Annotated in this window: 23 protein-coding genes; 11 read left to right on the forward strand and 12 right to left on the reverse strand. The window is 60.0% G+C overall.

Going from position 1 to position 26,816, the window contains the following annotated elements:
• Positions 1-19: 19 nt before the first annotated feature.
• Positions 20-877, forward strand: coding sequence for a mechanosensitive ion channel family protein (locus AAEO81_RS06320; RefSeq protein ID WP_166596593.1), 858 nt, complete (start codon positions 20-22; stop codon positions 875-877).
• A 189-nt stretch (positions 878-1,066) separates the two neighbouring features.
• Here the strand turns inward: AAEO81_RS06320 and AAEO81_RS06325 are convergent, their stop codons facing one another.
• Together AAEO81_RS06325 and AAEO81_RS06330 are read right to left on the reverse strand one after the other, a co-directional pair.
• On the reverse strand, positions 1,067-2,626 hold the full coding sequence (locus tag AAEO81_RS06325; protein ID WP_341962331.1) for an AmpG family muropeptide MFS transporter: 1,560 nt from the start codon (positions 2,624-2,626) through the stop codon (positions 1,067-1,069).
• A 42-nt stretch (positions 2,627-2,668) separates the two neighbouring features.
• Positions 2,669-2,998 carry an MGMT family protein gene (locus AAEO81_RS06330; RefSeq protein ID WP_166596594.1) on the reverse strand — a complete coding sequence of 110 codons (330 nt, stop codon included), beginning with the start codon at positions 2,996-2,998 and terminating at the stop codon, positions 2,669-2,671.
• 199 nt (positions 2,999-3,197) lie between these two features.
• Between AAEO81_RS06330 and AAEO81_RS06335 the strand changes: the two genes are divergently transcribed.
• From AAEO81_RS06335 to groL, 5 genes are all read left to right on the forward strand, one after another.
• The gene (locus AAEO81_RS06335) at positions 3,198-4,205 is read left to right on the forward strand and encodes a DUF481 domain-containing protein (RefSeq protein WP_166596497.1); all 1,008 of its coding nucleotides are present in this window, start codon (positions 3,198-3,200) and stop codon (positions 4,203-4,205) included.
• 298 nt (positions 4,206-4,503) lie between these two features.
• Positions 4,504-5,235, forward strand: coding sequence for a HugZ family protein (locus AAEO81_RS06340; RefSeq protein ID WP_341962333.1), 732 nt, complete (start codon positions 4,504-4,506; stop codon positions 5,233-5,235).
• Between the two features lie 65 nt (positions 5,236-5,300).
• Entirely contained in the window at positions 5,301-5,798 is a 498-nt protein-coding gene (locus tag AAEO81_RS06345; RefSeq protein ID WP_341962335.1) for an FxsA family protein, read from the forward strand.
• 253 nt (positions 5,799-6,051) lie between these two features.
• Positions 6,052-6,345, forward strand: a complete 294-nt coding sequence (locus AAEO81_RS06350) for a co-chaperone GroES (protein WP_314574801.1) — start codon at positions 6,052-6,054, stop codon at positions 6,343-6,345.
• Between the two features lie 51 nt (positions 6,346-6,396).
• The gene (gene groL / locus AAEO81_RS06355) at positions 6,397-8,040 is read left to right on the forward strand and encodes a chaperonin GroEL (RefSeq protein WP_166596500.1); all 1,644 of its coding nucleotides are present in this window, start codon (positions 6,397-6,399) and stop codon (positions 8,038-8,040) included.
• Between the two features lie 94 nt (positions 8,041-8,134).
• Here the strand turns inward: groL and AAEO81_RS06360 are convergent, their stop codons facing one another.
• On the reverse strand, positions 8,135-8,878 hold the full coding sequence (locus AAEO81_RS06360) for a phosphatase PAP2 family protein (protein WP_166596501.1): 744 nt from the start codon (positions 8,876-8,878) through the stop codon (positions 8,135-8,137).
• A 231-nt stretch (positions 8,879-9,109) separates the two neighbouring features.
• Here AAEO81_RS06360 and colR point away from each other — a divergent pair, with 231 nt between their 5' ends.
• The 5 genes from colR (at position 9,110) to AAEO81_RS06385 (ending at position 12,887) form a co-directional block, all read left to right on the forward strand.
• Positions 9,110-9,793 carry a two-component system response regulator ColR gene (gene colR, locus AAEO81_RS06365; RefSeq protein WP_166596502.1) on the forward strand — a complete coding sequence of 228 codons (684 nt, stop codon included), beginning with the start codon at positions 9,110-9,112 and terminating at the stop codon, positions 9,791-9,793.
• Positions 9,783-11,063, forward strand: coding sequence for a HAMP domain-containing sensor histidine kinase (locus tag AAEO81_RS06370; RefSeq protein WP_166596503.1), 1,281 nt, complete (start codon positions 9,783-9,785; stop codon positions 11,061-11,063). Before colR ends, AAEO81_RS06370 begins: the two co-directional genes overlap by 11 nt.
• Before the next feature lie 207 nt (positions 11,064-11,270).
• The gene (locus AAEO81_RS06375) at positions 11,271-11,939 is read left to right on the forward strand and encodes a class I SAM-dependent methyltransferase (protein ID WP_341962339.1); all 669 of its coding nucleotides are present in this window, start codon (positions 11,271-11,273) and stop codon (positions 11,937-11,939) included.
• A 4-nt stretch (positions 11,940-11,943) separates the two neighbouring features.
• Entirely contained in the window at positions 11,944-12,663 is a 720-nt protein-coding gene (locus tag AAEO81_RS06380; protein ID WP_166596505.1) for a lipopolysaccharide kinase InaA family protein, read from the forward strand.
• Entirely contained in the window at positions 12,660-12,887 is a 228-nt protein-coding gene (locus AAEO81_RS06385; protein WP_341962341.1) for a hypothetical protein, read from the forward strand. Before AAEO81_RS06380 ends, AAEO81_RS06385 begins: the two co-directional genes overlap by 4 nt.
• A gap of 58 nt (positions 12,888-12,945) precedes the next feature.
• Here AAEO81_RS06385 and AAEO81_RS06390 read toward each other — a convergent pair whose 3' ends face one another.
• The 9 genes from AAEO81_RS06390 to AAEO81_RS06430 form a co-directional block, all read right to left on the reverse strand.
• A complete protein-coding gene (locus tag AAEO81_RS06390; protein WP_341962342.1) occupies positions 12,946-15,984 on the reverse strand; it encodes a multidrug efflux RND transporter permease subunit in 3,039 nt (1,012 codons plus the stop codon).
• 27 nt (positions 15,985-16,011) lie between these two features.
• Positions 16,012-17,163, reverse strand: a complete 1,152-nt coding sequence (locus tag AAEO81_RS06395; RefSeq protein ID WP_341962344.1) for an efflux RND transporter periplasmic adaptor subunit — start codon at positions 17,161-17,163, stop codon at positions 16,012-16,014.
• A gap of 336 nt (positions 17,164-17,499) precedes the next feature.
• Positions 17,500-18,597 (reverse strand): DUF1513 domain-containing protein, encoded by a 1,098-nt coding sequence (locus AAEO81_RS06400; protein WP_341962346.1) that lies wholly within the window; start codon positions 18,595-18,597, stop codon positions 17,500-17,502.
• 1 nt (position 18,598) lies between these two features.
• Positions 18,599-19,663 (reverse strand): imelysin family protein, encoded by a 1,065-nt coding sequence (locus tag AAEO81_RS06405; protein ID WP_341962348.1) that lies wholly within the window; start codon positions 19,661-19,663, stop codon positions 18,599-18,601.
• Positions 19,664-19,693: 30 nt separating this feature from the next.
• Positions 19,694-21,121, reverse strand: a complete 1,428-nt coding sequence (locus AAEO81_RS06410; protein WP_341962350.1) for a di-heme oxidoredictase family protein — start codon at positions 21,119-21,121, stop codon at positions 19,694-19,696.
• A gap of 149 nt (positions 21,122-21,270) precedes the next feature.
• Positions 21,271-21,810, reverse strand: coding sequence for an AP2/ERF family transcription factor (locus AAEO81_RS06415; protein ID WP_166596512.1), 540 nt, complete (start codon positions 21,808-21,810; stop codon positions 21,271-21,273).
• A gap of 250 nt (positions 21,811-22,060) precedes the next feature.
• Positions 22,061-23,413, reverse strand: coding sequence for an imelysin family protein (locus AAEO81_RS06420; RefSeq protein ID WP_341962353.1), 1,353 nt, complete (start codon positions 23,411-23,413; stop codon positions 22,061-22,063).
• A 231-nt stretch (positions 23,414-23,644) separates the two neighbouring features.
• Positions 23,645-25,696 (reverse strand): EAL domain-containing protein, encoded by a 2,052-nt coding sequence (locus tag AAEO81_RS06425; protein WP_341962355.1) that lies wholly within the window; start codon positions 25,694-25,696, stop codon positions 23,645-23,647.
• Positions 25,697-26,000: 304 nt separating this feature from the next.
• Positions 26,001-26,597: a Fe-Mn family superoxide dismutase gene (locus AAEO81_RS06430; RefSeq protein WP_062384041.1), complete on the reverse strand. Its 597-nt coding sequence runs from the start codon at positions 26,595-26,597 to the stop codon at positions 26,001-26,003.
• Positions 26,598-26,816: the final 219 nt, after the last annotated feature.

Below are 26,816 nucleotides of genomic sequence, written 5' to 3' on the forward strand. Positions count from 1 at the left end.
CAAGGAGCAATCAATGGATCTGGATTTGAACGGCCAGGTGGATCATCTGGTCAAGGCTTCCCAAGCCTGGATTCCCATGGTCATGCAGTACGGCAGCCGTGTGCTGCTGGCCGTCGTCGTGTTGCTGGTGGGGTGGTGGCTGATCAACAGGCTCACCTCCAAGGTCGGCGCGCTGCTGGCGCTGCGTCATGTGGACCTGGCGTTGCAGGGCTTCATCAGCAGCCTGGGCAACATCATTCTGAAGGTCCTGCTGATCGTCAGCGTCGCCTCGATGATCGGGGTCGAAACCACCTCGTTCGTGGCCGCTATCGGTGCCGCCGGTCTGGCCATCGGCCTGGCGCTACAAGGCAGCCTGGCGAATTTCGCGGGCGGGGTGCTGATTCTGCTGTTCCGTCCGTTCCGCATCGGCGACTGGATCGAAGCGCAGGGTGTCGCGGGTACGGTGGACAGCATTCAGATCTTCCACACGATCATTCGCACCGGCGATAACAAGACGGTGATCCTGCCCAACGGCAACCTGTCCAACGGCATCATCACCAACACCAACCGTCAGCCGACCCGCAAGATCACTTTCGACGTGGGCATCGACTACGAAGCCGACCTCAAGCAGGCGCTGGGTGTGTTGATGGAAATGGCCGACGACCCTCGCGTGTTGCAAGACCCGGCACCCCAGGCGGTCGTCGCCGCATTGGGTGACAGCTCGATCACGGTGTCGCTGCGGGTCTGGACCAAGACCGGCGACTTCGGTGAAGTGTCGAACCGCTTCAACGCCGAGATTCGCGACCGTCTGCGTGCGGCCAACATCGACATCCCGTTCCCGCAGCGGGTGATTCGTGTGGTGCAAGACCAGCAGCAGGAAGCGACCGTTCAGCGTTGATACCCAGCGCTGAAAGACAAAAGCCCCGACGCGTGAGCGATCGGGGCTTTTTGTTGGGTGGCAGACACCGATGATCCCTGTAGGAGCCGGCTTGCTGGCGAATGCGGCGGGTCAGTCACCCAGGATGTTTCTGAACTGACGCATTCGCCAGCATGCCGGCTCCTACAGGTCCGCGTCAGGACCCTTTGGTCATGGCCGTTCGGGCGCTGGCACTTCGGCAGGCTTGTCGTCTTCCGCCGACTTTTCCTTGCGCAGCTCCTGCGCCCAATGCAGGGCAATCATGAACAGGGTCGGGACGCCCATCACCGCGGTGGCGAGGAAGAAATTGTGATAGCCCAGCTTCTCGACCATCACCCCGGAATAGCCGCCGATCAAACGCGGCAACAAGAGCATGATCGAGCTAAGCAGGGCGTACTGGGTGGCCGAGAACTTGAGGTTGGTCAGGCTCGACAAGTACGCCACGAATGCAGAGGTCGCCAGGCCCGAGCTGAAGTTGTCCAGCGAGATCGTGACGATCAGCATCTTCAGGTTCGGGCCCATGTCGGCCAGCATCAGGAACAGCAGGTTGGTCGCCGCTGACGTCGCACCGCCGATGAACAGGATCGGCAAGATGCCGAAGCGCACGATGGCCAGACCGCCAAACGCCGCGCCCACCAGCGTCATCACCAGACCGAAAATCTTGCTGACGCTGGCAATCTGATCCTTGGTGAAGCCTTGGTCGATGTAGAACACGTTGGCCATGACGCCCATCACCGTGTCGGACATGCGATAGGTGGCGATCAGGCCAAGCAGCAGGAAGGCCTGCCAGCGATAACGCAGGATGAAGTCGTTGATCGGCGTGAGCACCGGCGCCAGGCCGCGACGGCCCATCGACGACAGGCACGCGACAGTGAGCAGGGTGTAGAGGATGGCGCGCAGGAACGCGCGGTCTTCCATCAACAGGCTCTTCCACGTGGCGTCCTTGAACAGCACGCTGGCGAAATCGGTGTTGTACAGCTGGGTGAACATCGCCGGGACGGACACCAGCAGGATGATCAGCACGAACACCGAGGCCAGTTGATGCGCAAAGCCGTAGCGAGCCGCTGACAGCTGCGTGCGCAGCGGAACGGCGGGTTCGCGCATGATCAGCGAGGTGATGAGCGCAGGCAGCATCAGCAGGCCAAACAGCACGTAAGTGCCGGTCCAGGCCGAATGTTTGTACGCAAAGCCGGTGGAGCCGAAACCTTCCGCGAAATACAGCGCACCCGCAGTCGCCAGCAGAGCAGCGACGCGATAGCCCGCCATGTAACTGGCGGCCAGCGTGGCTTGCTGGCTTTCGGAGGCGATTTCGAGACGATAGGCGTCAATGGCGATGTCCTGGGTCGCGGACGAAAACGCCACGAGCACGGCAATCGCGATCAGCCAGGAGAGATGCTGCTGCGGGTCACAGAAACCCATGCCGATCAGGCCCAGGGTCACCAGCGTCTGAGAGAGCACCAGCCAGGAGCGTCGGCGGCCCAGTTTGCCCAGTAATGGCAGGCGCCATTGATCGAGCAGCGGCGACCACACCCATTTAAAGGCATACGCCAGGCCAATCAGGCTCGCGTAGCCAATGGTTTCACGGGCGACACCGGCTTCACGCAGCCAGACCGAGAGGGTGGAGAACACCAGCATGTAGGGCATGCCCGCTGCGAAGCCGAGCAACAACAGCACGAATGTCGAGGGACTGGCATAGACGGCGAGCGCGGCGCGCCAGGTTTTGCGGGGCATGGGCTGGAATCTGCCTCAGTTTACGTAAACAAAGCGCGCACTCTAACCGTTGTGCTCTGTCGGACGCCAGCCATGACGCTCCATATCCACACGATTGTTACGGATGGTCACGCCTTCCGCCCGCAAACGCGCCCGCTGCTCTTCGCCGGACACCGTTCCCGCCATCAAACTGAGCTTTCCGCCTGCGCCGACAACGCGATGCCAGGGCAGGGTGCTGCCGTCTGGTAGCTGGCTCAAGGTTCGCCCCACGAAACGTGCCGCTCGTCCTAAACCCGCCAGATCGCCCAACTGGCCGTAACTCACAACCTTGCCTTCCGGTACTTGATGCAAGGTGAGGTAGAGCGCCGTCCGCCGGGCCTCTAAAGAAGTCATGCCGGTGGGGTCTGCCGAGAGGGAGGAGTGTTCGTTCACGTATTCGTTCCTGTTTAAAGGGCCAGTGGGAATTTTCGTAAAGGAACTCAGGAAATTTCCTACGGTCAGTGATACCTGTGCCGGCGGTCCACGGATTGCCTCGATGTTGTCCCGAGGGATAATGCCCGATTTTCCGCCAACCAGAGCCCTGTCGTTGCTTATGTTGTCCAGAACCCTGTTGTGCCTAGCCATTACCAGCGCTTCCACCCCTTTGCTCGCCGATACCGTCTGGTTGAAGAACGGTGACAAGCTGACCGGGACCATCAAGGTCTTCGACGGCGGGAAGCTGCTGCTCAATACCAAATATGCAGGCGATATTCCGCTGGACTGGAAAGAAGTCAAGACGCTGGAAAGCGATCAGCATCTGCTGGTGAAGCAGGACGCGTATACCGGCGAGATTTCCAAGTCGCTGCATGCCGCCGACGATGGCAAGGTCACGTTGGCCAACGGCGATGCGCCGAAGACCGTGGACCTCGCGAGCATCCAGCAGATCATGAAGCCCAAGCCGGTGGTGACGGATCTGGTGTGGAAGGGCAACATTGATGCGGCCCTCGACTTCCAGCGCGCGGACAAGGACACCGACGACTACAACATCGACTTCAAGACCACCGCGAGTCATGGCCGCTGGCGTCATAACGCCAAAGGCGAGTACAACCGCGAAACCCAGGACGAACTCACCACGACCAACAACTGGAGTGCCGAGTACTCCCTCGACCGCTTTATCACAGACAAATGGTTCTGGGACGGTCGTGTGACCTACAAACACGACGGCATCGAGGATTTGCGCAGTCAGCGCACCGTCGGTACAGGTCCGGGTTACCAGTTCTGGGATGACGAACTCGGTGCGTTCAAGGTCGGCACGCTGCTTAACCGCACGGATTACGAATATTCAAACGGCGAGAAAGACAATTTCTACTCGATCTCCGGGACGTGGGACTACAACCGCTACCTGATCGGCAAGAAAGTCGAGTTCTTCACCAACGGCGAAGTCGGCAAACCCATCAGCGGCGTTGCGGACTACAGCCTCGATACCGAAGTGGGCCTGCGCTACAAGGTCACCGAGTGGGCGTCGCTCAACGTCAAGGCCGAGAAGAACATCATCAGCGGCTCCGACGATGGTGACCTGGACAAGACCCGGTATACCGCCGGTTTCGGTGTGGCCTGGTAACCGCTTCTTTATATAGCTGACCATTCCGGATTGTTGCCGGGCTCGATTTCTGTGGGAGCGAATTCATTCGCGAAAATTATTCAGGCGATAAAGGTACGTCGTCTGTACCGCCCTATCGCGAATGAATTCGCTCCCACAGAGCATGTTCCACCCGTCATGCCTGAAAAATTTACGCAAAAACCCCGCAAAATCGTCACGTCTCCTCAATCTGGCACCCTTCAGCGATAACGATTATCGTGTGGCTCATCCGCTGCGCATCCTTGCGCGCCCTCTGTGTTTTGATTTCAGGAGCCCCACCATGAGCACCAAAGCCAACCGGCAAGCCCGAGCATTGTTGCTGAAGGAATATCGCGGCGTGCTCTCGACACATTCCAAGTCGATGCCCGGTTACCCGTTTGGCTCCGTGGTGCCGTACTGCCTGGACGACCAGGGTCGCCCGCTGATCCTGATCAGTCGCATCGCTCAGCACACCCACAACCTGCAACTCGATCCCAAGTGCTCGATGATCGTGGGCGAGCGCGAAGCCGAAGACGTGCAGTCCGTGGGCCGCGTGACAGTCATGGCCGAAGGGCAGAAACTCACCGACGAAGCCGCCATCGACGCCGCCGCCCAGCGCTATTACCGCTATTTTCCCGAGTCGGAAAGCTACCACCGCGCCCACGATTTCGATTTCTGGGTGCTGAACCCTGTGCGCTATCGCTACATCGGCGGCTTTGGCGCGATTCACTGGCTGGACGACGTCGCGCTGGCCAACCCGTTCGCAGGTGCGGCAGAAACCAGCATGGTCGAACACATGAACGACGACCACACCAAGGCCATCGCCCATTACGTCGAGCTGGCCGGGTTGCCCCAAACCGAACCGGCAGTTCTGGTGGGCATCGACAGCGAAGGCATGCACCTGCGCATCGGGCAGAGCCTGTACTGGTTGCCGTTCGCTGAACCTTGTAATACGCCGACACAAGTCCGCCAAGCCTTGGTTCAGCTGGCTCACGCTGAAAAATGGCCGACCGTTGAAGCCGTAGGAGCTTGAATTAACGACTTTGCGACTTCACCTAGTGTCTACTGGAAGCCTACTTCCGTTGAGGAAACTATTTGATGCGCGCTTTTCTACTGCTTTTATTGCTTTTTCCGGTGCTTGAGCTGTTCGTGCTGGTGAAAGTCGGGATGTCGATCGGCTTTTTGTCGACCTTCCTGCTGGTGGTTGCCGGGTCCATGCTCGGGATTTTCGTGGTACGGGTCGCGGGCTTCGCGACGGCCATGAGGGCTCGTGAAAGTCTGGCGCGGGGCGAATTGCCCGCGCAGCAGATGATGGACGGTCTGATGATGACGGTCGGCGGCGGCCTGCTGGTTCTGCCCGGTTTTATCAGTGACGTGCTGGGGCTTATCTGCCTGATGCCGTTTACCCGTCGGCTGCTGGTGAGCAAGGTGCGCCAGCGTGCCGAAGCTTCGGCCAGCCGTCAGCGTGCGTTCGCCGACGATTTGCGTTCAGCGGGTTCGACGCACCCGGGCGCTGGCCGTCCGGGCGCCCGACAACCTGAGGTGATCGAAGGAGAGGTCATCGAAGGCGAGTACGAGCCCGTCGATAAAAAGTGATTTCGTTCTACACCGCCACGGCACCTTCGGGTGCCGTTTGCGTTTTCGTGACCGCGTTCGGCTTAAAAAATTTCTCGAGTGAGCCTTGTAATCAGCTTGCTCGCCCTTATGTATGGGTCACCGCAAGGTTTCTGGCGCATTTCGTCAGACCGTATTCTGCGGTTCGCCTGCGAACCGCAACCGGCAAGCCCGGATGCTTTAACCACCCGGTGCCAACATCGGGCGTTCAAAAACCATAATTAGGAGATCGACAATGAAGCTTCGTCCTCTGCATGACCGCGTCGTAATCCGTCGCAGCGAAGAAGAAACCAAGACTGCTGGCGGTATCGTTCTGCCGGGTTCGGCTGCCGAGAAACCAAACCGTGGCGAAATCATCGCCGTCGGTGCTGGCCGCGTCCTGGACAACGGTGAAGTACGTGCGCTGGCCGTGAAAGTGGGTGACAAAGTGGTGTTCGGCCCTTACTCCGGCAGCAACACTGTGAAAGTAGACGGCGAAGACCTGCTGGTGATGAGCGAGAACGAAATTCTCGCGGTCGTCGAAGGCTGAGTTGATACCCCGCATTTCCCGTTACTACAAAGTATTTAAGGAATAACGATCATGGCTGCTAAAGAAGTTAAATTCGGCGACGCTGGCCGTAAAAAGATGCTGGCTGGTGTAAACGTCCTGGCCGACGCCGTCAAAGCGACCCTGGGCCCGAAAGGCCGTAACGTCATTATCGAGAAAAGCTTCGGCGCTCCGCTGATCACCAAAGACGGTGTATCGGTCGCCAAAGAAATCGAACTGAAAGACCGTTTCGAAAACATGGGCGCGCAGCTGGTCAAAGACGTTGCCTCCCGTGCGAACGACGACGCTGGCGACGGCACCACCACCGCAACCGTTCTGGCTCAAGCCATCGTCAACGAAGGCCTGAAAGCCGTCGCTGCCGGCATGAACCCGATGGACCTGAAGCGCGGCATCGACAAGGCGACCATCGCCATCGTTGCTGAGCTGAAGAAACTGTCCAAGCCTTGCACCGACACCAAAGCCATCGCTCAGGTCGGCACTATCTCGGCCAACTCCGACAACTCCATCGGCGACATCATTGCCGAAGCCATGGAAAAAGTGACCAAAGACGGCGTTATCACCGTTGAAGAAGGCACAGGTCTGGAAAACGAGCTGTCCGTCGTCGAAGGTATGCAGTTCGACCGCGGCTACCTGTCCCCGTACTTCATCAACAAGCCGGACACCATGGTGGCCGAGCTGGACAGCCCGCTGTTGCTGCTGGTCGACAAAAAGATCTCCAACATCCGCGAAATGCTGCCAGTCCTGGAAGCCGTTGCAAAAGCTGGCCGTCCACTGCTGATCGTTGCCGAAGACGTTGAAGGCGAAGCCCTGGCGACGCTGGTTGTGAACAACATGCGTGGCATCGTCAAAGTCGCTGCCGTCAAGGCACCAGGCTTCGGCGACCGTCGCAAGGCCATGCTGCAGGACATCGCTGTCCTGACTGGCGGCACCGTGATTTCCGAAGAAATCGGCCTGAGCCTGGAAACCACTACCCTGGAACACCTGGGTAATGCCAAGCGCGTCGTGTTGAACAAAGAAAACACCACCATCATCGACGGTGCTGGCGTTCGTACCGACATCGACGGCCGTATCGCTCAGATCCGCCAGCAGATCGGCGACACTTCTTCGGACTACGACAAAGAGAAACTGCAAGAGCGTCTGGCCAAGCTGTCGGGCGGCGTTGCAGTGATCAAGGTCGGCGCTGGTTCCGAAGTTGAAATGAAAGAGAAGAAAGCCCGCGTTGAAGACGCCCTGCACGCAACCCGCGCAGCCGTCGAAGAAGGCGTGGTGCCTGGCGGTGGTGTTGCGCTGGTTCGTTCGCTGCAAGCGATCTCCGAGCTGCGCGGCGACAACGCTGATCAGAACGTCGGTATCGCGCTGCTGCGTCGCGCTGTTGAAGCGCCACTGCGTCAGATCGTTGCCAACTCCGGCGACGAGCCAAGCGTTGTGGTCGACAAGGTCAAGCAGGGTTCGGGTAACTTCGGTTACAACGCTGCTTCCGGCGAATATGGCGACATGATCGAAATGGGTATCCTGGACCCGGCCAAAGTGACTCGCTCTGCTCTGCAAGCGGCGTCCTCGATTGCCAGTCTGATGATCACCACCGAAGCGATGATCGCTGACGTGGCAGAAGACAAACCAGCTGGCGGCGGCATGCCAGACATGGGCGGCATGGGTGGCATGGGCGGCATGATGTAAGCCAGCCTTACCCGGATGCACAAAAACCCCGCTTCGGCGGGGTTTTTTATGAGCGGGTTTCGGGGATTGGGAGTTGGCTCAGCTAACCCGACATCTACCCAGAAACCGTCGCCCCTTCGACCACTTTCTCTTTCTTGCCCATCGGTCGGTACAACACCGCGTAATAGGCCCCCAGGCAAATCAACCAGCAGAACACTGCCGTCCAGATGTTATGGGAAAAGAAGTGGGCGCCCTGCAGCATCCGCCCCACTGAGAACACCGTTCCCAATCCAAAGGCGAAGATCAAACCCGCCTTGGCCAGACGCGGCTTGCGATCACGGAAAACGAAGAACAGCGCGAACAGCGTGAAGCCTGTCGCAGCGTGACCACCGGGCCAGCAACGGCCTGGCTTATCGGTAGGAGGGCGAGGGCTGAGCAGCTCGCTGTAAGTTTCCTGACCACCGAACTCCGTCAGGCTCCATGGGCATTGCACTGAGGTCACCACCTTGACGGGGGTGACGAAGCTGGTCGACAACGCCATCGACAGCACCATGCAGCCCAGCTCCCGTTTCCAGGGCTTCAGCCGTCCCACGAAGAACGACGCGATAAACCCCACGAACGACAGCACCCCCAGCGCGATCACCACTTGCTTGGCGCGGTCATGCAGGACGTTTTCCAGAAAATAGCTGTGCTTGCCAATGAACCCGCCCGTGGCCGGGTCGTACGCCAGCTTGGCAATGTCCATGTCCAGGGATGTCAGCTCCAGCAACAGCAAGGCAATGGCGGTCACCGCCGGAATGCCGAGATAAACCCACAGGTTGATCGGGCGCGAGGCGGGCCGTTCGAAGACTTCAGACATGGTGAATCCCGTGTGATGGCAAGGAATAAACGAGGGTGGACCGAAAGCGTTTGGGAGTCTGTGCGCTGGCCTGTCGCCGAGCTGTGAATCGGGAGTGAAAAAAACGTTATGTGCAGTGGCGCTGGCCCTTGAGCGAACTTGGCCTTAAGCTGCCGCCAACTCTGACCCATTACTCAAATATTTCGATACCGTCCGGGTCATGCCGACAACCGCATATGGAGACATGCACCCATGAGAATTCTGCTGGTTGAAGACAACCGCGACATCCTCGCCAACCTGGCGGACTATCTGGGCCTGAAGGGCTACACCGTCGATTGCGCGCAAGACGGGCTGTCCGGGCTGCACCTCGCTGCAACCGAGCACTACGACCTGATTGTGCTGGACATCATGCTGCCGGGCATCGACGGCTATACCCTATGCAAACGCCTGCGCGAGGATGCCCGCCGCGACACACCGGTGATCATGCTCACGGCCCGCGATCAGCTCGACGACCGTCTTCAGGGCTTCCGCTCCGGCGCCGACGATTACCTGCTCAAGCCGTTCGCGCTCTCGGAACTGGCTGCACGCATCGAAGCCGTATTGCGCCGGGCGCAGGGCGGTGGTCGCCGGACCTTGCAGGTCGCTGACCTGATCTACGACCTCGACACCCTTGAAGTGACCCGCGAAGGCCGGATGCTCAAACTCAACCCGGTCGGGCTGAAATTGCTGGCCGTGCTGATGCAGAAAAGCCCTCACGTGCTGCGACGCGAAGTCCTTGAAGAAGCGTTGTGGGGCGATGATTGCCCGGACAGCGACAGTTTGCGCAGCCACGTTCACCAATTGCGCCAAGTGATCGACAAACCGTTCGACAAGCCGCTGCTGCAAACGGTGCATGGCGTCGGTTATCGCTTGGCCGAGGGCCGCGATGGAGTTTAAGCAGAGCCTTGCCCAGCGGATCATCATCGCCTTTGCGCTGATGAGCGCGCTGGTGGCCGGCTCGTTCGCCATGGGCATTGTCGCGACGGTGCACCTGGTTGAAGAAAAGCTGATTTCGGCAGGCTTGGGCGGTGACCTGACGCGCCTGTTGTTGATGGACAGCGTCGAGGACTGGAGCCACCGGCCCGAGCCCGATCAGCTGTTCTATTTCAGCGGCGGTCCGGGAGATTTCGAGCTGCCCAAGGACCTGCGCCACCTGGAGCCCGGTTTTCACGAGGTGTTCCGAGGTCCGCTGTCGTATCACGCGATGGTCGAAGTGGTCGACGGCCGCCATTACGTACTGCTGCAAGACCAAAGCGACTTCGAAGAGCGCGAGCGCGTGCTGTTCGCCGTGGTGCTGGTGGGCTTCGTACTGGCACTGGCGTTAGCGATTTTCCTCGGCTGGGTATTGGCGCGTCGGGTGATGGCGCCGGTCGTGAGGTTGGCGCGTCAGGTGCGTCATCGCGATCAACTGCTGGGCCTTGCCCCGCCGCTGGCCCCCGATTACGCCGCCGACGAAGTCGGTGAACTGGCCGTGGCCTTCGACGCGACATTGGGGCGTCTGCGCGATGCCTTGACCCGCGAGCGGATGTTCACCAGCGACGTCAGCCATGAATTGCGCACGCCGCTGATGGTGCTCGCCAGTTCCTGCGAACTGCTGCTTGAAAATCCGGCCCTCGATCAACGCGCCCGTGCGCAGGTCGAGCGGGTGGGGCGCGCGTGCGAAGAAATGCGCGACCTGGTCCAGACCTTCCTCATGCTGGCCCGCACACAGCGCGACGACGCTGGCATGAATCCCCAGCTGTCGCTGCAGGGTGCCGCGCAACAACTGCTGACGCTATGGCGTGAGCCGATTGAGGCGAAGGGGTTGCTGCTGGAGTATCACCCCGAGGCCGCCTCGCAGACGCCTCATAACGCGACGTTTCTGTATGCGGTCATGGGTAACCTCCTGCGCAACGCATTGCATTACACCGACCATGGGTTCATTCGTCTGACGTTGTTGCCCAACGGCTTCACGGTAGAGGATTCCGGCGTCGGTATTCCCGAGGAAAAACGCGAGGCCATGTTCCAGCCGTTCGTGCGCGGAAGCGAAAAGCGCGGTGAAGGGCTGGGGCTCGGTTTGTCACTGGTGCAGCGCATCTGCGAGAACCAGGGCTGGACCGTCAGCCTCGATACGATGGAGCCGAACGGCTGCCGTTTCAGCGTCGATTTCGGCAAGGCGAAAGGCTGATCGCGTGAGATGAATAATTGCTAAGCAATGTATAGACAATGTAAATGTTGCTGCGATTTGGCGAGTTATGGCCCTATGCTAGCCCATCTTCTGGAAAAACCTCGTAACATTTGCGCACAGAAAGGCACGTTTTTTTCACATCATGGTGACCTGACGATGACGTAAATCCACTTAATTTTGGCTGCATCACCTTACGGAGATACAGCCATGAGCAAGCGGATCGAGTTAGATTTCTCGCGCAAATACGACGACGCACACGCCAGAAAATATTTGCACAAACATCGGGACGGATTAGCGCGGCGGTTGTCAGATCGTCGCGACAAGCAGCTGGCAAGGCATGCGCTGGCCCTCGCGGGCGAACCGGGTCTTGTGCTGGACCTTCCCTGTGGCGCCGGTCGTTTCTGGCCCGTGCTGGCTGAAAAAGCCAATCGCGTGATCATCGGCGCCGACAATTCGGCCTCGATGGTGAAGACGGCATGCGAGTCGCAACCGGCCGACGTGGTGAAACGGGTACGACCCTTGCAGACATCTGCATTCGCCATCGACATGCCAGATAACGCCGTCGACAGCATTTTTTGCATGCGTCTGATGCATCACATCGGCAAGGCCGAAGACAGAGCGGTGTTGTTGAAAGAGTTTCACCGCGTGACCCGCGACAGCGTGATCATTTCACTCTGGGTGGACGGCAATTTCAAAGCCTGGAAGCGCAAGCGTGCAGAAAGTACCCGCCAGCAGGAGGGCTACCAGAACCGCTTCGTGTTACCGGCAGCCACAGTGGAAGCCGAATTCGAGAAGGCAGGATTTCGCGTTCAGGAACGCTTGGATTTCCTGCCGTTGTACGCCATGTGGCGTGTGTATCTATTACGTAAGAGGTAACAGGATGGCCGTGGATTTTGCAGCAGAGTTGACCCTTCCCGCCAAGGACCGTTTCGCCTATTTCTGGAATACCAAAGGTGACTGGGTGGAAGAACCCAATGTCCGCCGTGGTGGTGAAAGTGGCGTGCAACGCGTCGTTTCGGAGAACGGTCGGCTGCTGTACGTCAAACGGCAAGTCGGTCACATCTACCGCAGTTGGCTGCATCCGTTCGGTCGTCCGACGGTGTTGCGCGAGCGGGACGCGCTGGAAGGGCTGCGACAATTGAACGTCAGCGTTCCGCGCATGGTGTTCTGTGGCGCCGAACGTGACGAGAACAACGAATGGCGTGCGCTGTTGGTGACGGCGTCGCTGGACGGGTTCGACGAGTTCGAGAACTGGCTCAAGGCCGGTGGGCGCGAGCAGTACGGCGAGGCTGTTTACGAGCAGATGCTCAAGGAACTGGCCGTCAATCTGGCGCGCATGCATAAAGGGCGCTGGCAACACAGCTGCATCTATATCAAGCACGTTTTCGTGCGTGTGGTGGGCGAGGGCGCCAATGCCAGACCCGAAGTCGCGCTGATCGATCTGGAGAAGTGCCGTCAGCGTCTAACCGCCTACGGCGCCGCACAACACGACATGAAACAACTGCGTCGCCATTCGTCGTTTGCATCAGCGGATTGGAGCAAGCTCGTCTACTTTTACGAGACGGCGTTTGGCAGCCCCATCAAAGGTTTAGATCGATGAAGTTAGAACTGGCGCGAGGTTTGTTTTTGGTCGGGGCGTTGGGCATCACGTCCATCGCCATGGCTGCCTGGGAGCAACCCAAGGCCCAGATTCTGAGCGCGGTACACGGTGAGGGGCGCTGCCCTTTGCCGCGGGTGGCGAAGGCCGCTTTGCCCGTACGCCCGGATCACGATCTGCTGTTGCTGATGTTCGGTTTGGCACAAGGGACGGGGCCGCAGCATTGAAATCACCCTCTGACTGAAAAGCCCCGATCATTCGGGGCTTTTTTTCTGCTTTGGCTGTTTACGCGGGTGCCTTCGCGTCCTCCTTCCCCGCCAGCACCGTATAGACACACGGCAGCACAAACAGGGTGAACAACGTTCCCACCGACATCCCCGTCGCGATGACCAGGCCGATGTCAAAACGGCTCACCGCACCGGCACCGGTTGCGAGGATCAGCGGCACCATGCCGAACACCATCGCCGCGGTCGTCATCAACACCGGACGCAAACGAATCGCCGCTGCCTCCTCTACGGCCTCGCGCGCGTTTAACCCCTTGTCACGCCGCAATTGGTTGGCGAATTCCACGATCAGAATCCCGTGTTTGCTGATCAAACCGATCAGCGTCACCAGCCCGACCTGCGTATAGATGTTCAGTGTCGAGATCCCGAGGAACAACGGAATCAGCGCCCCACAGATCGACAGCGGCACCGTCACCAGAATCACCAGCGGGTCGCGGAAGCTCTCGAACTGCGCCGCCAGCACCAGGAAGATGATCGCCAGTGCCAGCCCGAACGTCACCCACAGCGCGTTGCCTTCCTGCACGAACTGCCGCGATGCCCCGGCGTAGTCATAGGCAAAACCGGCCGGGGCTTCTTCGCTGGCGATCTGCCGGACCGTCTCGATGGCTTCCCCCATGCTCACCAGCGGGAAACCCGAGATGATCGCTGAGTTGAGCTGCTGGAACTGGTTGAGCTGACGCGGTCGTGCGCGGTCGCTGACGGTGATCAACGTCGACAGCGGCAGCATCGTCCCTTCGGCGTTTTTCACATAGTAGTTGGACAGCCATTGCGGGTTGTCGCGATAGGCCCGCTCTACTTGAGCGATAACCTTGTAGCTACGGCCATCGATAGTGAAACGGTTGATTTCCGCCTCGCCCAGCAACGTCGCCAGGCTGCCGCCCAAATCCTGCATCGACACGCCCATCTGCGCGGCCTTGGCGCGGTCGATGTCGACCACCACTTCCGGCTTGTCGAAGGCCAGATCAAGGTCCAGAAACGCGAACTTGCCGGACTCGGTCGCCCGTTTCTTGATCCGGTTCACGACCTCAAGCAAGGCGGCGTAATCGTTGGGCGTGTTGATCACGAACTGAAACGGCAGCCCCTCACCGGTGCCCGGCAGCGATGGCAGGTTGAAGCCGAAAATCTGCAACCCGGTGATGCCTTCGAGCTTCGCCTGCACTTCGGGCAACAGCTGCATTTGCGTGCGGCTGCGTTCGTCCCACGGCTTGAGCAGAAAACCGCCGACGCCGGTTTGCACGCCATTGAAACCGTTGATCTGGAACGACGAGTAATACTCCGGGAACGCCTTGAAGATGCTGATGAACTGGTCGGTGTACTTGTTCATGTAATCAAGGTTGGTCGGCTGGGGCGACGTCGCCATCATGAAAATGATGCCCTGATCTTCGTCCGGCGCCAGTTGCGACTGGCTGAACTTGAGGAAGACCGGGATCAGGCACAGCACCAGCACCGCGAAGACGATCACCACTGGCCGGGTGTTCAACGTGCCGTGCAGCACCCGCTGATAACGCACTTTCAGGCCGTCGAAAATCTGATCGAGCTTGTGGGCGAGGCCGCTGGGGTTTTCGTCGTGGCGCAACAGCACGGCGCACATCATCGGCGAGAGCGTCAGCGCGACCACGCCGGAAATCACCACCGCGCCCGCGAGGGTCAGCGCGAACTCCTTGAACAGCGCCCCGGTCAGCCCCTCCAGAAAGCCGATCGGCGCGTACACCGCCGCCAGGGTGATGGTCATCGAGACCACCGGCATGGCGATTTCTCTAGCGCCTTCGAGCGCAGCGTTGAGCGGCGTTTTGCCTTCTTCGATGTGGCGATGGATGTTCTCCACCACCACGATGGCGTCGTCCACCACCAAGCCAATCGCCAGCACCATGGCCAGCAACGTCAGCAGGTTGATCGAGTAACCCATCATCTGCATGAAGAACAGCACGCCGATCATTGACAGCGGAATCGTCACCACCGGGATCAGCACCGAACGCAAAGCCCCGAGGAACAGGAACACCACGACGATGACGATCAAGACCGCTTCGATCAGGGTTTTCACCACCTCATGGATCGAGGCCTGAATGAACAGCGTGGCGTCGTAGGCAATGGAGGCTTTCAGGCTCGGCGGCAGCTGGCTTTCCAGTTCCGGCATGATCCGCCGGACTTCCTTGATCACGTCCAGCGGGTTGGAGCTGGGCGTGCCCTTGATGCCGATATAGACCGACGGTGTGCCGTCGAACGAGCTGACGGTGTCGTAGTTTTCCGCACCCATTTCCACCCGGGCCACGTCACCCAGCAGCACGCGGCTGTCGCCCACGGTCTTGAGCGGGATGGCCGCGAAGGTTTCCGGGGATTTCAGGTCGGTGGTGGCGTTGACGCTGGTGACCACGTATTCGCCTTTCACTTCGCCCGCCGCCGAGAGGAAGTTGTATTTGCGCACGGCGTCGGTGACGTCGTTGGCTGTGAGGCCGAAGCCCGCGAGCTTGACGGGGTCCAGCCACAAGCGCATGGCGAACACCTGATTGCCGAGGATCTCTGCCTGCGCCATGCCCGGCAGGGTCGCGAGCTTCGGCTGGATGACCCGCGACAGGTAATCCGTGATCTGCGGGTTGTTCAGCTCCGCGCTGTAGAAACTGATGTACATCAGCGCCGAGGCGTCGGCCGCCTCCTTGGTCAGCACCGGGTCTTCGGCGTCCTGGGGCAGCTTGTTTTTCACCTCGTTGGCCTTGGCGAGCAGCTCGGTGTAGAGGCGGTCGCTGTTGGAGCCGATGCGCGCGTAGATGGAAATCACCGAGAAGTTCTGACGACTGACCGAGGTCATGTAGTCGATGCCTTCCGCGCTCGCCAGACTTTGCTGCAGCGGTTGTGTGATGTAGCCCTGAATGGTTTCGGCGTTGGCACCGGGGTAAGCCGTGGTCACGGTGATCAAGGCGTTTTCCATCTGCGGGTACTGGCGGATGGTCAGTTTGCTGAACGCCTGGAACCCCAGCAGCACGATCAGCAGGCTGATCACGCTGGCGAGGACGGGGCGACGGATGAACGGGTCTGTAAATGCCATGCAAGCTCCTTCGACGATCAACCAGGGTCAGTCAACCTTGGGTTGGCCGCTCTGTTCGACGGGGGCTGCCGGATCGGCACTGATGGCGACGCTCGCGCCGTTGTCCAGTTTCAGCTGGCCACCGGTCACCACTTGCTCGCCCGTTTTCAAACCCTTGCGGATGATTACCAGGCCACCGCGCCGCTCGCCGGTTTCGACGAAGCGCCGCTCCACGGCCAGTTGCTGCTCGCCTTTGGTGGTCTTCTCCGGTTGCCCGTCGGCGTTCTTTTTCGGGACGATGACGAACACCGAGTTGCCGTACAGCGTGTAAGTGATGGTGCTTTCCGGCACGACCAACTCCCGGGTGTCCTGGCCGAGCATCACTTGCAGATTGGCGAACATGCCGGGCAGCAGTTTGCTGTCAGGGTTGGGCAGGGTCGCGCGGACCTGCACATTGCGCGTGGCGTCTTCCACTTTGGGGTTGATGGCGCTGAGGCTGGCGTTGAACGTGCTGCCGGGATAGGCCCCGACGCTGACCTGCACCTGCTGTCCGAGGGCCAGTTTTGGCAGGACCTGCTCGGGCACGAAGAAATCGACGTAGAGGCTGCTCAAGTCCTGCAACGTGGCAATGACGGTGCCGCTGGCGAGGTAGTCGCCGACGTCCACCTGGCGAATGCCGATGGTGCCGCTGAACGGCGCGAGAATGCGTTTCTTGGCCAGCGACGCGTTGAGCTGCGCAACGGTGGCGGCGGCTTTTTTCTGGGTGGCGGCGAGCTTGTCGAAATCGCCTTTGGAGATCGCCGCATCGCCCACCAGCTTGCTGCCGCGCCCGTAATCTAACTGGGCCAGCCCGAGGTCGGCTTCGGCGGTGCCCAGCAGAGCTTTTTCCACGTCGCTGTCGAGTTGCAGCAACGGTTGACCGGCCTTGACCTTTTGCCCGGATTCGAACTGCAACGCCTTGACCGTGCCCGCCACTTCGAGGCTAAGGTTCACGCCCTGCAAGGCTTTGAGGCTGCCGATGGCGGGCAGGCGATTCTGCCACGCCTGCTCGGTCACGACGGCGACCGCCACGTTGATCGGAGGTTTTGGGGCGGTAAATTGCTGGATCTGTTTGTAGACCGAAAACGCCTTGTACCCGCCCAGGGCCAGGACCACGATCAACACCATTCCCAGCATGATCAACATGCGGCGACGCAACATATTCCACTTCCTTGGAAAAACAGATGAAACAGGCGAGCACGTTAGTCGTGTCTCGGTTTTGTTGCCAGGGTGGTTGGCTTGAGACTCTTACTTTGATGCCCTTCGGGCCTATTCGCCACCAAGGCGGCTCCTACATTTGCTGCAACGTGCCATGGCCTGACAGTTCCCATTGTTCGCCTGTGTGCCCGCCTTGATATCGCGTCGAACACCCGAGGCGGACAATGGGATCTTCCAGACTGTGGCACGTTGCAAAAAATGTAGGACCCGCCTTGGTGGCGAAAAAGCCCGGAGGGCGTCCATGTAGGGCCCTCAAGTCAACCCAGCCCAACGCCCCCATCACACCAAATGCAAATGGTTGTCCCACAGCCCCGCTGGCAGCTCCAACGGCTGGGGCACCAGTGTGCTCTGACGGCAATCATAGAACCGGCAACGCCCTTGGCCGGACGTGACGACAAACCCGTCCTTCACCGCCCCGACCCCAGCGCAATCGGGAAGCGGTGCATCGAGCTTCACGGTGCCGTTGTCCAGGTCCCATATGAAGAAACGATTGCCACGCGGCGCCGTTAAGGCTACGAGACGCAAATCGTTGTGGATTGCCACGCTGGCCGTGTAATGCGCCATGGCTTGCAGCTGTTGATCAGCCACCGGAAACGCCTGAAACGGCTGCCCCGGTCGTTTGATTGCCAGCAGTTCTGCGGATTCGTGAGAGGGCCCCATGAACTGTTGACCCGCCACAATCGTGCCGTCGGTGGCAATCGCCATGTGCCGCACGCTGTTCATCTGCTGCGACAAGGTTTCCTTGCTCAAGAGCGTGCCGTCCCGTTTCATCAGCACAAGGCTCGGCTCCATGGCATCAAGGTTCATCTCGACGCGGCTTTCCGCTTCGGTGCGAATCCCGCCGTTGGCGACCGCCAGCGTTTCGCCGTCGGGCATCCATGAGACCTGATGCGGCCCGATGCCGTGGGTGGCGATTTCGCCCGCGTGTTCCAGACGCTCGCCAACGAACCGATAGACCCCCAACACACCGCGCCCCGGATCGGTGGTGTCGTTTTCGGTGGCGTACAGCCAGTCGCCGCTTTTGTGGACGACGGCGTGGCCGTAGAAGTGTCGGTTCGGTCGGGACGTGAGGGTCTGCAACAGACGTCCGTCGCGCAGGTCGATCAAATAACTTTCGGTGCCGGGACGTCGGGCAACGAACAGCGCGATGGGCAGCTCAGGGTGATTGATGATGTCGTGGCAACGCTGGGCGACGTGGGTGGCGAACACCTGCGTGCCGTCCACGCGATAGCCCACGGCATAGTGCTGGCCGTTTGCATCGTCACGGGCAGAAAGCAGCAGCGGGCTTTCCCCCTTTTTCTTGAACAGCGTCCAGCCGCCCAGCGTGCAGGCGCTGAGCACAAGGCTGCCGAGGGCAAGGGCCTGTCGTCGCAACATATCAGTCACCATCGTTGGCGTTGAAACCCAGTTGAATGCCCAACGCCTTGGCCAGCTCGCCTTCGTGCAGGCGATGAACCACGTTGAGACTGTCGTAGAACGCGTTCAACTGCTGACGGCCTTGCTCGGAGGCCAGTAGGTCTGCAAGCGGCGGCTTCAGGGCGGCCAGCTGTTTGCGGCTCTCGGCATATGCCGCATCGATCTTGTCGGCCAATGGCTTTTGATCGGCAGTCAGCAGGCCACGCAGGCCTTTGTTGTCCACGCCCGCCCACACGGTTTCGGCGCTCGCCAGGCTCGCTTGCAGGCTGCTCAGCGACGCCTTGCTGCGCCAGGCCTCGGCCTGGAACGGCTGTGGCACACCCTTGGATTGACGACCCAGCGGCGTGCCGAGTTTCTTCTTCAAGGTGTCAAGGGCCGTGACCTGCACGCGCAGTAATTCGGCAATGGCTTCATGAGAGTCGGCGTAGCGCTGATTCGGAAACTTGCTCAACTGCGCGAGCATGCCGTCGGTGCTGTTCCAGCTGTTGAGGATGTCTTCGGCCAGCGACTTCTGGCGTTCGCCAATGGCAGTGAGCAGCGGGCAGTAACGGGCTTTCTGTTCGGCGGTCGCCATGTCGATCTCAGCGTCGAACAAAATGTATTCGTAGGCCGAAAGGCCTTGAACCACGACGCTGGATTTGGACAGGGCGTCGGCACTGATCTGCGGCTGCGCGGTGACCAGTTGCTCGACCTGACGCCCGACCAGGTTCTTCTTGTCTGGCCAGAACTGGACTTGCCACGAACGGTTACCTTCGGCGAGCGGCCCGATCAGTAGTGGCTGCAATTCAGCCCAGGCTTTTTGCGCGTGAAGGAAGTCGGCGCGGGCGGTGTCCAGGTCGGATTTGCCTTCGCAGAACGCCAGCGCGCTCACGGCCAGTTGCCGGTCGGCATCGACCCAACGGCTGTAGGTCGGCAGGATCACTTGCTTGGCGATGGCGGCGGACGTCACGGCCTGTGGGTCCGATGGCGTGCAGGCACCCAGCGCGAGCGCGGCGAGGCTGGTGAACAACAGCTTGGGACGGAACATGTCCGGCTCCTTATCGTTTGAAAATTGCGTTTATAAAGAATTCAGGAACGCCAGCAGCGCAGCGCGCTGTTCGGCGTCGAAGGCCAGCACGTGACGCTGCGCGGGTAAGGCTTCGCCGCCATGCCACAGCACTGCTTCCATCAGATCGCGGGCGCGCCCGTCGTGGAGAAATTGCGTATGGCCGCTGACGGTCTGAGTCAGACCGATGCCCCACAGGGGCGGCGTTCGCCACTGCTGGCCGGTGGCCTGAAATTCACTGAGGTTGTCGGCCAGTCCTTCGCCCATGTCGTGCAGCAAGAGGTCGGTGTAGGGGCGAATCACTTGATTGGCCAGCTCGGGTTCGGCCGCATCGGCAGCGGTGGTGAACTGCGGCGTGTGGCATTGCTGACACCCGGCCTTGAAGAACAGGTTCTTGCCTTGCAACACCTGCGCATCGCCGACGTCGCGACGGGCCGGGACTCCCAGGTTGCGGGCGTAGAAGGTGATCAGCCGCAAAATGTTGTCGCTGACTTCCGGTTCGCCGTTCGGGCCTTCACCACTCGGAGCTTCCCGGCAGGCGGTTTGCGAAGGGGTGCAGTCGTCAGCAGGTTTCAGGTGGGACGTCAGGCCCATGTCCCCGGCCAGCGCGTGGGCGTTCTGTTGATTGACGGTGGGCTGTGCGGCCTTCCAGCCGAAACGCCCCAATACGGGCTTTTGCTGCGCGTCGTCCCACACCCAGTTGGGCGTGCCGGTAATGCCGGTCCCGTGTTTGTCATCGGGGTTGGCGTTGGCCAGGATCGCCGCGTCGGGAATGGCTTCGAGCAGACCCAGTCCGATCATCGGCGGCGCGATGCGTGCGGACGCGCGGGTTTGAGGGTGCATCGGCCCGTAACCGAGTTGGGTGATTCGCAGCGTCGGGCGACGCAGGTGAGCGGGGGTGCCGTCGCGAAAATGCACGGTCATCGAGTCGTATTCGACGCGCACCTTGGCCTCGGGGGTGACGCCGGGTATCGCCATGTCTTGCAGTTGTGTGCCGTAGACCGGCTCGGGCGTCAGGCCCAGCCGTTTGATGTGTTCGGCATAGGCGGGCGCGTCGGGAATCGACAGGCGCACCAGCATCGACACGGCGTTATCAGCGCCCGGCTCGGGCGGATGACCGCGGCCGTCCTTGATGTGGCAGTTCTGGCAGGCGTTGGTGTTGAACAGCGGCCCGAGGCCGTCCCGCGCGGTGGTTGTCGCTGGCGCGATGACCCACGGGTTGCGAAAGAAACTGTTACCGACGCTGAAATCCAGGCGTCGGCTGGGGGAGAGATTGGCGGAAGGCAGCGAAAACGCGTTGCGGTCGCTCTTGTTGACGGTGGTCGCGCCACCGGACAACGCTTCACCGGGTTCCGCAGACGTGAAACGCGGGGCGTCATCGCACCCGCCAAGGGCCCAGGCCATCAGCAGGAAAAACGAAAAACGGAACCGCGCAGTCATACAGATCCTGCAAAAGGGGTGGAAATCGGGGCGAGCAAGCTTACCAGCCCCGTCTGTGAGGAATAAGAGGGATTAGCGTTTGTAAGCGCCTCTCGAAACGTGTTGTAACCAATTTGCTGGCAGAGCGGGTGTCTGACCAGACGGCCTCGTCAGAAGCCTGAAATATCCAGTGAAGGGTTCTCCACCAGAAGCTGCATCATGCGTTTTTCACCTTCGATCACTTTGAAACATCGGTAGTCGCCGATGCTGTCGAGTTGGCGTTCTCGTTCGCGAATCGCCAGCTCCTTGGCACGTTCATACCCGTAGTGTTCGACCCTGAACGACTTGGTCACGCTGCTGCCGTTGCGCAAGGTGGTGCGGGCGACCCAATAGGCGATCCCGGTGTAGCAGCGGTAATGCACACCGGGATAGCCGCTGGTGTTGGTGGCGATGATGCGTTGGCGGATGTCGCGGCTGAGCTTGGGCAGGTACGTGAGCAGCAATTCGTCCCGACAGGCGTCAGCCGCCTTGCGGGCCTCTTCACGGCCGCCATAGCGTGAGAATGAGAAAAGTCGGTTGAGGGTCTTGCCATCGCGATAGATCGTCACTTTCCAGGCACGGGGCCCTTTGATGCCGACCAGCAAATGGATTCCGTAGTTGTTGGTTTTGAGCTTGCTGACGCGGCGCCTTTTATTGTTTCTCTTGGGCACTGTCTGTCTCCTCCTGGATGGGATGGGGTCAAGGAAGTGCGCATGATCGGTGGCGAATTCGGGGTGTTCAATCCGACAATTAATGAACAGGAAAAGACCTACAAAACTTACAGATCGGTCCTCAGAAGCCCTTTATTTGCTGGGGTTTTACGCTTTTTATGACGCACAAAAAAAGGCCAATCCGAGGGAGGATTGGCCTTCATTTGACGTTCATGCAGACGCGCTCCGAAGAGCGCTTCTTTTGCGTCGATCAGAACTCGTGATCGGCGTTGTCAGGGTTCAGATCGGTGATGCCCAGCTTGCCTGCGGCCTGTTCGATGGCGCCGGTCTGCTTGACCAGTGCCGCGATGGCATCACGCACGACCTGATTGCCCGCAGTATTGCCTGCGGCGATCAACTGATCGAAATGCTCGCCCTTGTTGGCGTGGTCGACGATCACTTGCAGCTTGGCCTGGGTGTCGTCCAGATCGGCGCGCAGCGTGGTGTCGGTTGCAGCATCGGCTTTTCCGACCAGCGACGACAGGCTAGGACCGCTGACCTTGCTGCCGTCCACGCGGGTGTATTCGCCCAGATAAACATTGCGAATACCCAGGCCGTTGTAGAAGTGCGAGTGGTGGGTGTTGTCGCTGAAGCAGTCGTGCTCGTCTTCGCTGGAGTTGGCTTCCAGTGCGACCTTCATGCGCTCACCTGCCAGCTCGCCCAAGGACAGGCTGCCCATGCCGAACAGCATCTTGCGCAGCCCGCTTTCGCCCGATTCGGCTTCCAGCGTGGCGCGGTAGTTGTCGGCGACGCTTGGCTTCCAGTTGCCGACCATCTCTTCCAGATCGCTCACCAGCAGGTCGGTGGCGGCCTTCAGGTAGGCGCGACGACGGTCGTTATGACCGCCCGTGCCGCCGTTGCCTTCGATGTAATCGCTGGCGGGACGCTCACCGGCGCCAGGGCCGTTGCCGTGCAGGTCCTGGCCCCAGAGCAGGAATTCAATGGCGTGATAACCCGTGGCAACGTTGGCCTCGGCGCCGCCCAGTTCGTTCAGGCTGGCCAGTTTTTCAGGTGTGATTTCAGTGACGTCGACTTTGTCCTCGCCAACCTGAATCGAGGTATTGGCGATGATATTCGCCGTCGCGCCAGGGTTGCCCAAGGCATGCTGGTAGTCCTTGGCAACGTAGTCGATCAGGCCTTCGTCCAGCGGCCAGGCGTTCACCTGACCTTCCCAGTCGTCGATGATGGTGTTGCCGAAGCGGAACACTTCGGTCTGCATGTAAGGCACACGCGCTGCAAGCCACGCGTCGCGAGCGGCTTTCAGGGTCTGGTCGTTCGGGGAGGCAAGGAAGGCGTCGACGGCAGTGCTCAGTTTCTTCGCAGTGGATTCGGCGTCGCTGAACGCGGCAAATACGATGTTCGCGTAGTTGGCCACCACGGCCTTGGCCGCGGCATCGCTGGTCTGCGCGGGCGCAGCAGCCGGTTGGGCAGCAGGCGCTGGGGCGGCAGCGGCGGGTGCGGGAGTCGGAGCGGCGGCAGCGGGCTTGTCCTTGCCTTGGTCACAACCAGCCAAAGCGATAGCGATGGCCAGCAGACTGGCGGTTGCCAGGGGCGTACGAATCATGACGGAATCCTGCGTCGAGAGGTGTGTGAACGGTGGCGAGCGCCAGAAAATCCGCGCAATGATGCGAAAGATTTGCATTCGGTGTAAAGGCAAAATGCCCAGAGCCGACGGAGGAGATATTTCAAGCTGTTACAGAATTTGAGCCCAACGCTGTAGCCGCATGGATTGCCAGCGGCGACGATCTTGAGGGGCTCACCGCCGGCAAGCCTGACTCAGACAGCGTGTGGGTGGTTAGAGCACGCCCATATGGGTGCGATGCGCTTGCTTCAGATACGACAGCAACTCACGGGCAGGCAACGGCTTGCTGTAGAAATAGCCCTGACCTTCGTGGCAGCCCTCGGAAATGATGTAAGCCTCTTGCTCGGTGGTTTCCACGCCTTCGGCGATGACCTGCATGCCGAGGCTTTTGCCGAGCTGGATAATGGCGCGCACGATGGTCGCGTCGTCATCGTCGTCGATCAGGTCCTGAACGAAGCTCTTGTCGATCTTGATCTTGTCCAGCGGCAAGCTCTTGAGGTAACTCAGGGACGAATAGCCGGTGCCGAAGTCATCAATGGCGATCAGCGCGCCAGAGCGGCGGAGGCTGAGCAGGTGTTGGGCAGCGGTGCTGATGTCTTCCATCAGGCCGGTTTCGGTGACTTCCAGCTCAAGACTGCGCGGCGGCAGGCGGTAGATCTGTAGCAGATTGTTGACCACGCGCGGCAGTTCGGAGTGATGCAGTTGAACGGTGGACAGGTTGACCGCCATGCGCAGGTCGGTGAAGCCTTGATCGTGCCATTCGCGCAGTTGTTTACAGGCTTGGTCCAGCACCCATTCGCCGATGGCAATGATGGTGCCGTTCTGCTCGGCCAGCGGGATGAACTGGTCGGGCGGCACGAAGCCATGCTCGGGATGCGTCCAGCGAATCAGTGCTTCCACGCCCACCACCCGTTGATCGCGGTAGCTGATCTGCGGCTGGTAGACAAGGTGAAACTGATTGCGGACCAAGGCTTCGCGCAGGTCTTTTTCCAGTTCGCGGCGGCGACGCATTTCGCTGTCGACGCTGGCGATGTAGAACTGGTAACGGTTGCGCGATCGGGTCTTGGCCAGGGTCATGGTCTGTTCGGCTTTCTGCAGCAGCTTCTCGGTGCTGTCGCCATCTTCCGGGAACAGGGTGATGCCGATGGTGGCGCGCAGGCGGATTTCTTCCCCGTCCACGGAAAACGGCGCCTCCAGGTCATCGAGGATGTTCTGTGCCAGTTCGGCGGCTTCGTAGGGCTGCTCGATGTCGGCTTGAACCAGCGCGAACTGGTCGCCCCCCAGCCGTGCCAGCGCGCCAAGGCGGCCGCTGTGGCTGCGCAGACGGTCCGCCAGTGCCAGCAGCAGTTGGTCGCCGGCCTGATAGCTGAATTGTTCGTTGATGCCTTTGAAATCGTCCAGACCGACACACAGCACGGCGACACGATGCTGCACCTTCCCGGCGTCGATCAGGATTTTGTCCAGCTGCTGCTGCAATTGCTGGCGATTGGGGAGGCCGGTCAGAAAATCGTATTGCGCCATGCGCAGCAGGCTGGATTCCGCTTCGTGACGCAGATGGGTATTGCGTTCAATGGAGGCCAGCAACTCGTTGGCGGTATTGACCCAAATCCCCAGCTCGTTTTTCTCGTGGCCCTTGAGCAGCGGCAACTGGTGCTCACTGGGGCGATCGGGATTGATGCTGGTCAGGTGTTCGATGATGCGCGACAGCGGTTTGGTCAGCAGCCAGTGATAGACGAGATACAGCACGAGGCCCATGGCCAGCGCTCGCAGCACGCCAGAGATGAAAATGATCATCGAATTGATCAGAAAGCCTTCGCCGTAAGTCGCGGTGTCCAGCGTGATACGCAGGTCGCCGTAGTATTCGCTGTACGGGCTGCGGCCGACCAATTGGGTGGTGAAGCTGCGTTCCTGGCCGAGAATCGGGTCGGTCAGCCAGCGCGTGGGAGAGGGTTTGAGGTCGCGGGTTTTTTCCGCGAGCAGCGTCTCGTTGGGATGACCAATGGACGCCATGCGCACGGCCTTGTCCTGGAACAGGCCTTCAATGACCTGCATGCCCATTTCCCGGTCCAGGCTATAGACAGCCTGAGTCGACGGGTCCCGGAACATGTCGAGAATCCGCTCGGCGTCAGTGGCAACCGCCTGACGCGTTTTGTAGGCGTCGTACACGATCTGCGCGCAGCTGAGCACAACGCCCACGACCAGCGCCGACAACAACACCACACGCAGCAGCTTCACCGACAAGCTGTTTTTGAGTTCCAGCTTCAAATGGGCATTCCTTCATCCATGCTGGGCGACTGCTTGCAAGCATTGGCAATGCAGACCTTCGGGTCAAGGTCTTGATACACCTCTGACCTGTTTCATTTGGATAACGATTCACATGCAGGCAAGTAAGGCTATCAACACTGTGTCGGTAAACAGGAGGCGGAACTTGAGCCTCGCTTCGTCGATTTCCGGCGGAAACTGATATTAGTCCGCTATCGTTTTCTGACAATACATAAAGGATGAACAGAAGGCGAAAAAAAACCCGGACAGGCCGGGTTTTTCTTCAAAGCAGCGTTCGATGCCGTAATCAGGCAGTGAAAGCCTTGCCTTCGAACTGCTCAGCGACGAACTTCCAGTTCACCAGGTTCCAGAACGCCTCGACGTATTTTGGACGCAGGTTACGGTAGTCGATGTAGTAAGCGTGTTCCCACACGTCGCAGGTCAGCAGCGGGGTGTCGCCGCTGGTCAGCGGGTTACCGGCGCCGATGGTGCTGGCCAGTGCCAGGGAACCGTCAGCCTTCTTCACCAGCCAGCCCCAGCCGGAGCCGAAGGTGCCAATGGAGGTCTTGCTGAATTCTTCTTTGAACTTGTCGAACGAGCCGAACGCAGCGTTGATGGCATCAGCCAGCGCGCCGGTCGGTTGGCCGCCAGCGTTAGGCGCCAGGCAGTTCCAGTAGAAGGTGTGGTTCCAGACTTGGGCTGCGTTGTTGAAGATGCCGCCCGAAGAAGATTTGACGATTTCTTCCAGCGTCTTGCCTTCGAACTCGGTGCCTGGGACCAGGTTGTTCAGGTTCACGACATAGGTGTTGTGGTGTTTGTCGTGGTGATATTCCAGCGTTTCCTTGGAGATGTGCGGTGCCAGAGCATCGTGTGCGTACGGCAGCGGCGGCAATTCGAAAGCCATGGTAATTCTCCTAATCAGGTCAGGTTGCGGTTAGCGCAAGGCCGATCACGGACGGCCAGACAAAATACGCCGGCGAGTTTTTACTCTTTGCGGCGTAGGGGCTGGATCATAGCACCGGCCCCGGCCCATAACCACGCAACAACTGTGTGGGATAGAGGTTCCCATGGAATCGGCTGGAAGCGGATCTGTGGCAAGGTTCGCGTCTTGATGCTGGCCGAA

Origin of the sequence: Pseudomonas sp. RC10 (assembly GCF_038397775.1) — a bacterium.
In the GTDB taxonomy this organism is placed as follows: domain Bacteria; phylum Pseudomonadota; class Gammaproteobacteria; order Pseudomonadales; family Pseudomonadaceae; genus Aquipseudomonas; species Aquipseudomonas bambusae.

Bases quoted from the DNA above. Each gene is read 5' to 3' on its own strand.
- AAEO81_RS06325 (WP_341962331.1), bottom strand. From the start codon at position 2,626: ATGCCCCGCAAAACCTGGCGCGCCGCGCTCGCCGTCTATGCCAGTCCC.
- AAEO81_RS06330 (WP_166596594.1), bottom strand. From the start codon at position 2,998: ATGACTTCTTTAGAGGCCCGGCGGACGGCGCTCTACCTCACCTTGCAT.
- AAEO81_RS06335 (WP_166596497.1), top strand. From the start codon at position 3,198: ATGTTGTCCAGAACCCTGTTGTGCCTAGCCATTACCAGCGCTTCCACC.
- AAEO81_RS06340 (WP_341962333.1), top strand. From the start codon at position 4,504: ATGAGCACCAAAGCCAACCGGCAAGCCCGAGCATTGTTGCTGAAGGAA.
- AAEO81_RS06345 (WP_341962335.1), top strand. From the start codon at position 5,301: ATGCGCGCTTTTCTACTGCTTTTATTGCTTTTTCCGGTGCTTGAGCTG.
- AAEO81_RS06350 (WP_314574801.1), top strand. From the start codon at position 6,052: ATGAAGCTTCGTCCTCTGCATGACCGCGTCGTAATCCGTCGCAGCGAA.
- groL (WP_166596500.1), top strand. From the start codon at position 6,397: ATGGCTGCTAAAGAAGTTAAATTCGGCGACGCTGGCCGTAAAAAGATG.
- AAEO81_RS06360 (WP_166596501.1), bottom strand. From the start codon at position 8,878: ATGTCTGAAGTCTTCGAACGGCCCGCCTCGCGCCCGATCAACCTGTGG.
- colR (WP_166596502.1), top strand. From the start codon at position 9,110: ATGAGAATTCTGCTGGTTGAAGACAACCGCGACATCCTCGCCAACCTG.
- AAEO81_RS06370 (WP_166596503.1), top strand. From the start codon at position 9,783: ATGGAGTTTAAGCAGAGCCTTGCCCAGCGGATCATCATCGCCTTTGCG.
- AAEO81_RS06375 (WP_341962339.1), top strand. From the start codon at position 11,271: ATGAGCAAGCGGATCGAGTTAGATTTCTCGCGCAAATACGACGACGCA.
- AAEO81_RS06380 (WP_166596505.1), top strand. From the start codon at position 11,944: ATGGCCGTGGATTTTGCAGCAGAGTTGACCCTTCCCGCCAAGGACCGT.
- AAEO81_RS06385 (WP_341962341.1), top strand. From the start codon at position 12,660: ATGAAGTTAGAACTGGCGCGAGGTTTGTTTTTGGTCGGGGCGTTGGGC.
- AAEO81_RS06390 (WP_341962342.1), bottom strand. From the start codon at position 15,984: ATGGCATTTACAGACCCGTTCATCCGTCGCCCCGTCCTCGCCAGCGTG.
- AAEO81_RS06395 (WP_341962344.1), bottom strand. From the start codon at position 17,163: ATGTTGCGTCGCCGCATGTTGATCATGCTGGGAATGGTGTTGATCGTG.
- AAEO81_RS06400 (WP_341962346.1), bottom strand. From the start codon at position 18,597: ATGTTGCGACGACAGGCCCTTGCCCTCGGCAGCCTTGTGCTCAGCGCC.
- AAEO81_RS06405 (WP_341962348.1), bottom strand. From the start codon at position 19,663: ATGTTCCGTCCCAAGCTGTTGTTCACCAGCCTCGCCGCGCTCGCGCTG.
- AAEO81_RS06410 (WP_341962350.1), bottom strand. From the start codon at position 21,121: ATGACTGCGCGGTTCCGTTTTTCGTTTTTCCTGCTGATGGCCTGGGCC.
- AAEO81_RS06420 (WP_341962353.1), bottom strand. From the start codon at position 23,413: ATGATTCGTACGCCCCTGGCAACCGCCAGTCTGCTGGCCATCGCTATC.
- AAEO81_RS06430 (WP_062384041.1), bottom strand. From the start codon at position 26,597: ATGGCTTTCGAATTGCCGCCGCTGCCGTACGCACACGATGCTCTGGCA.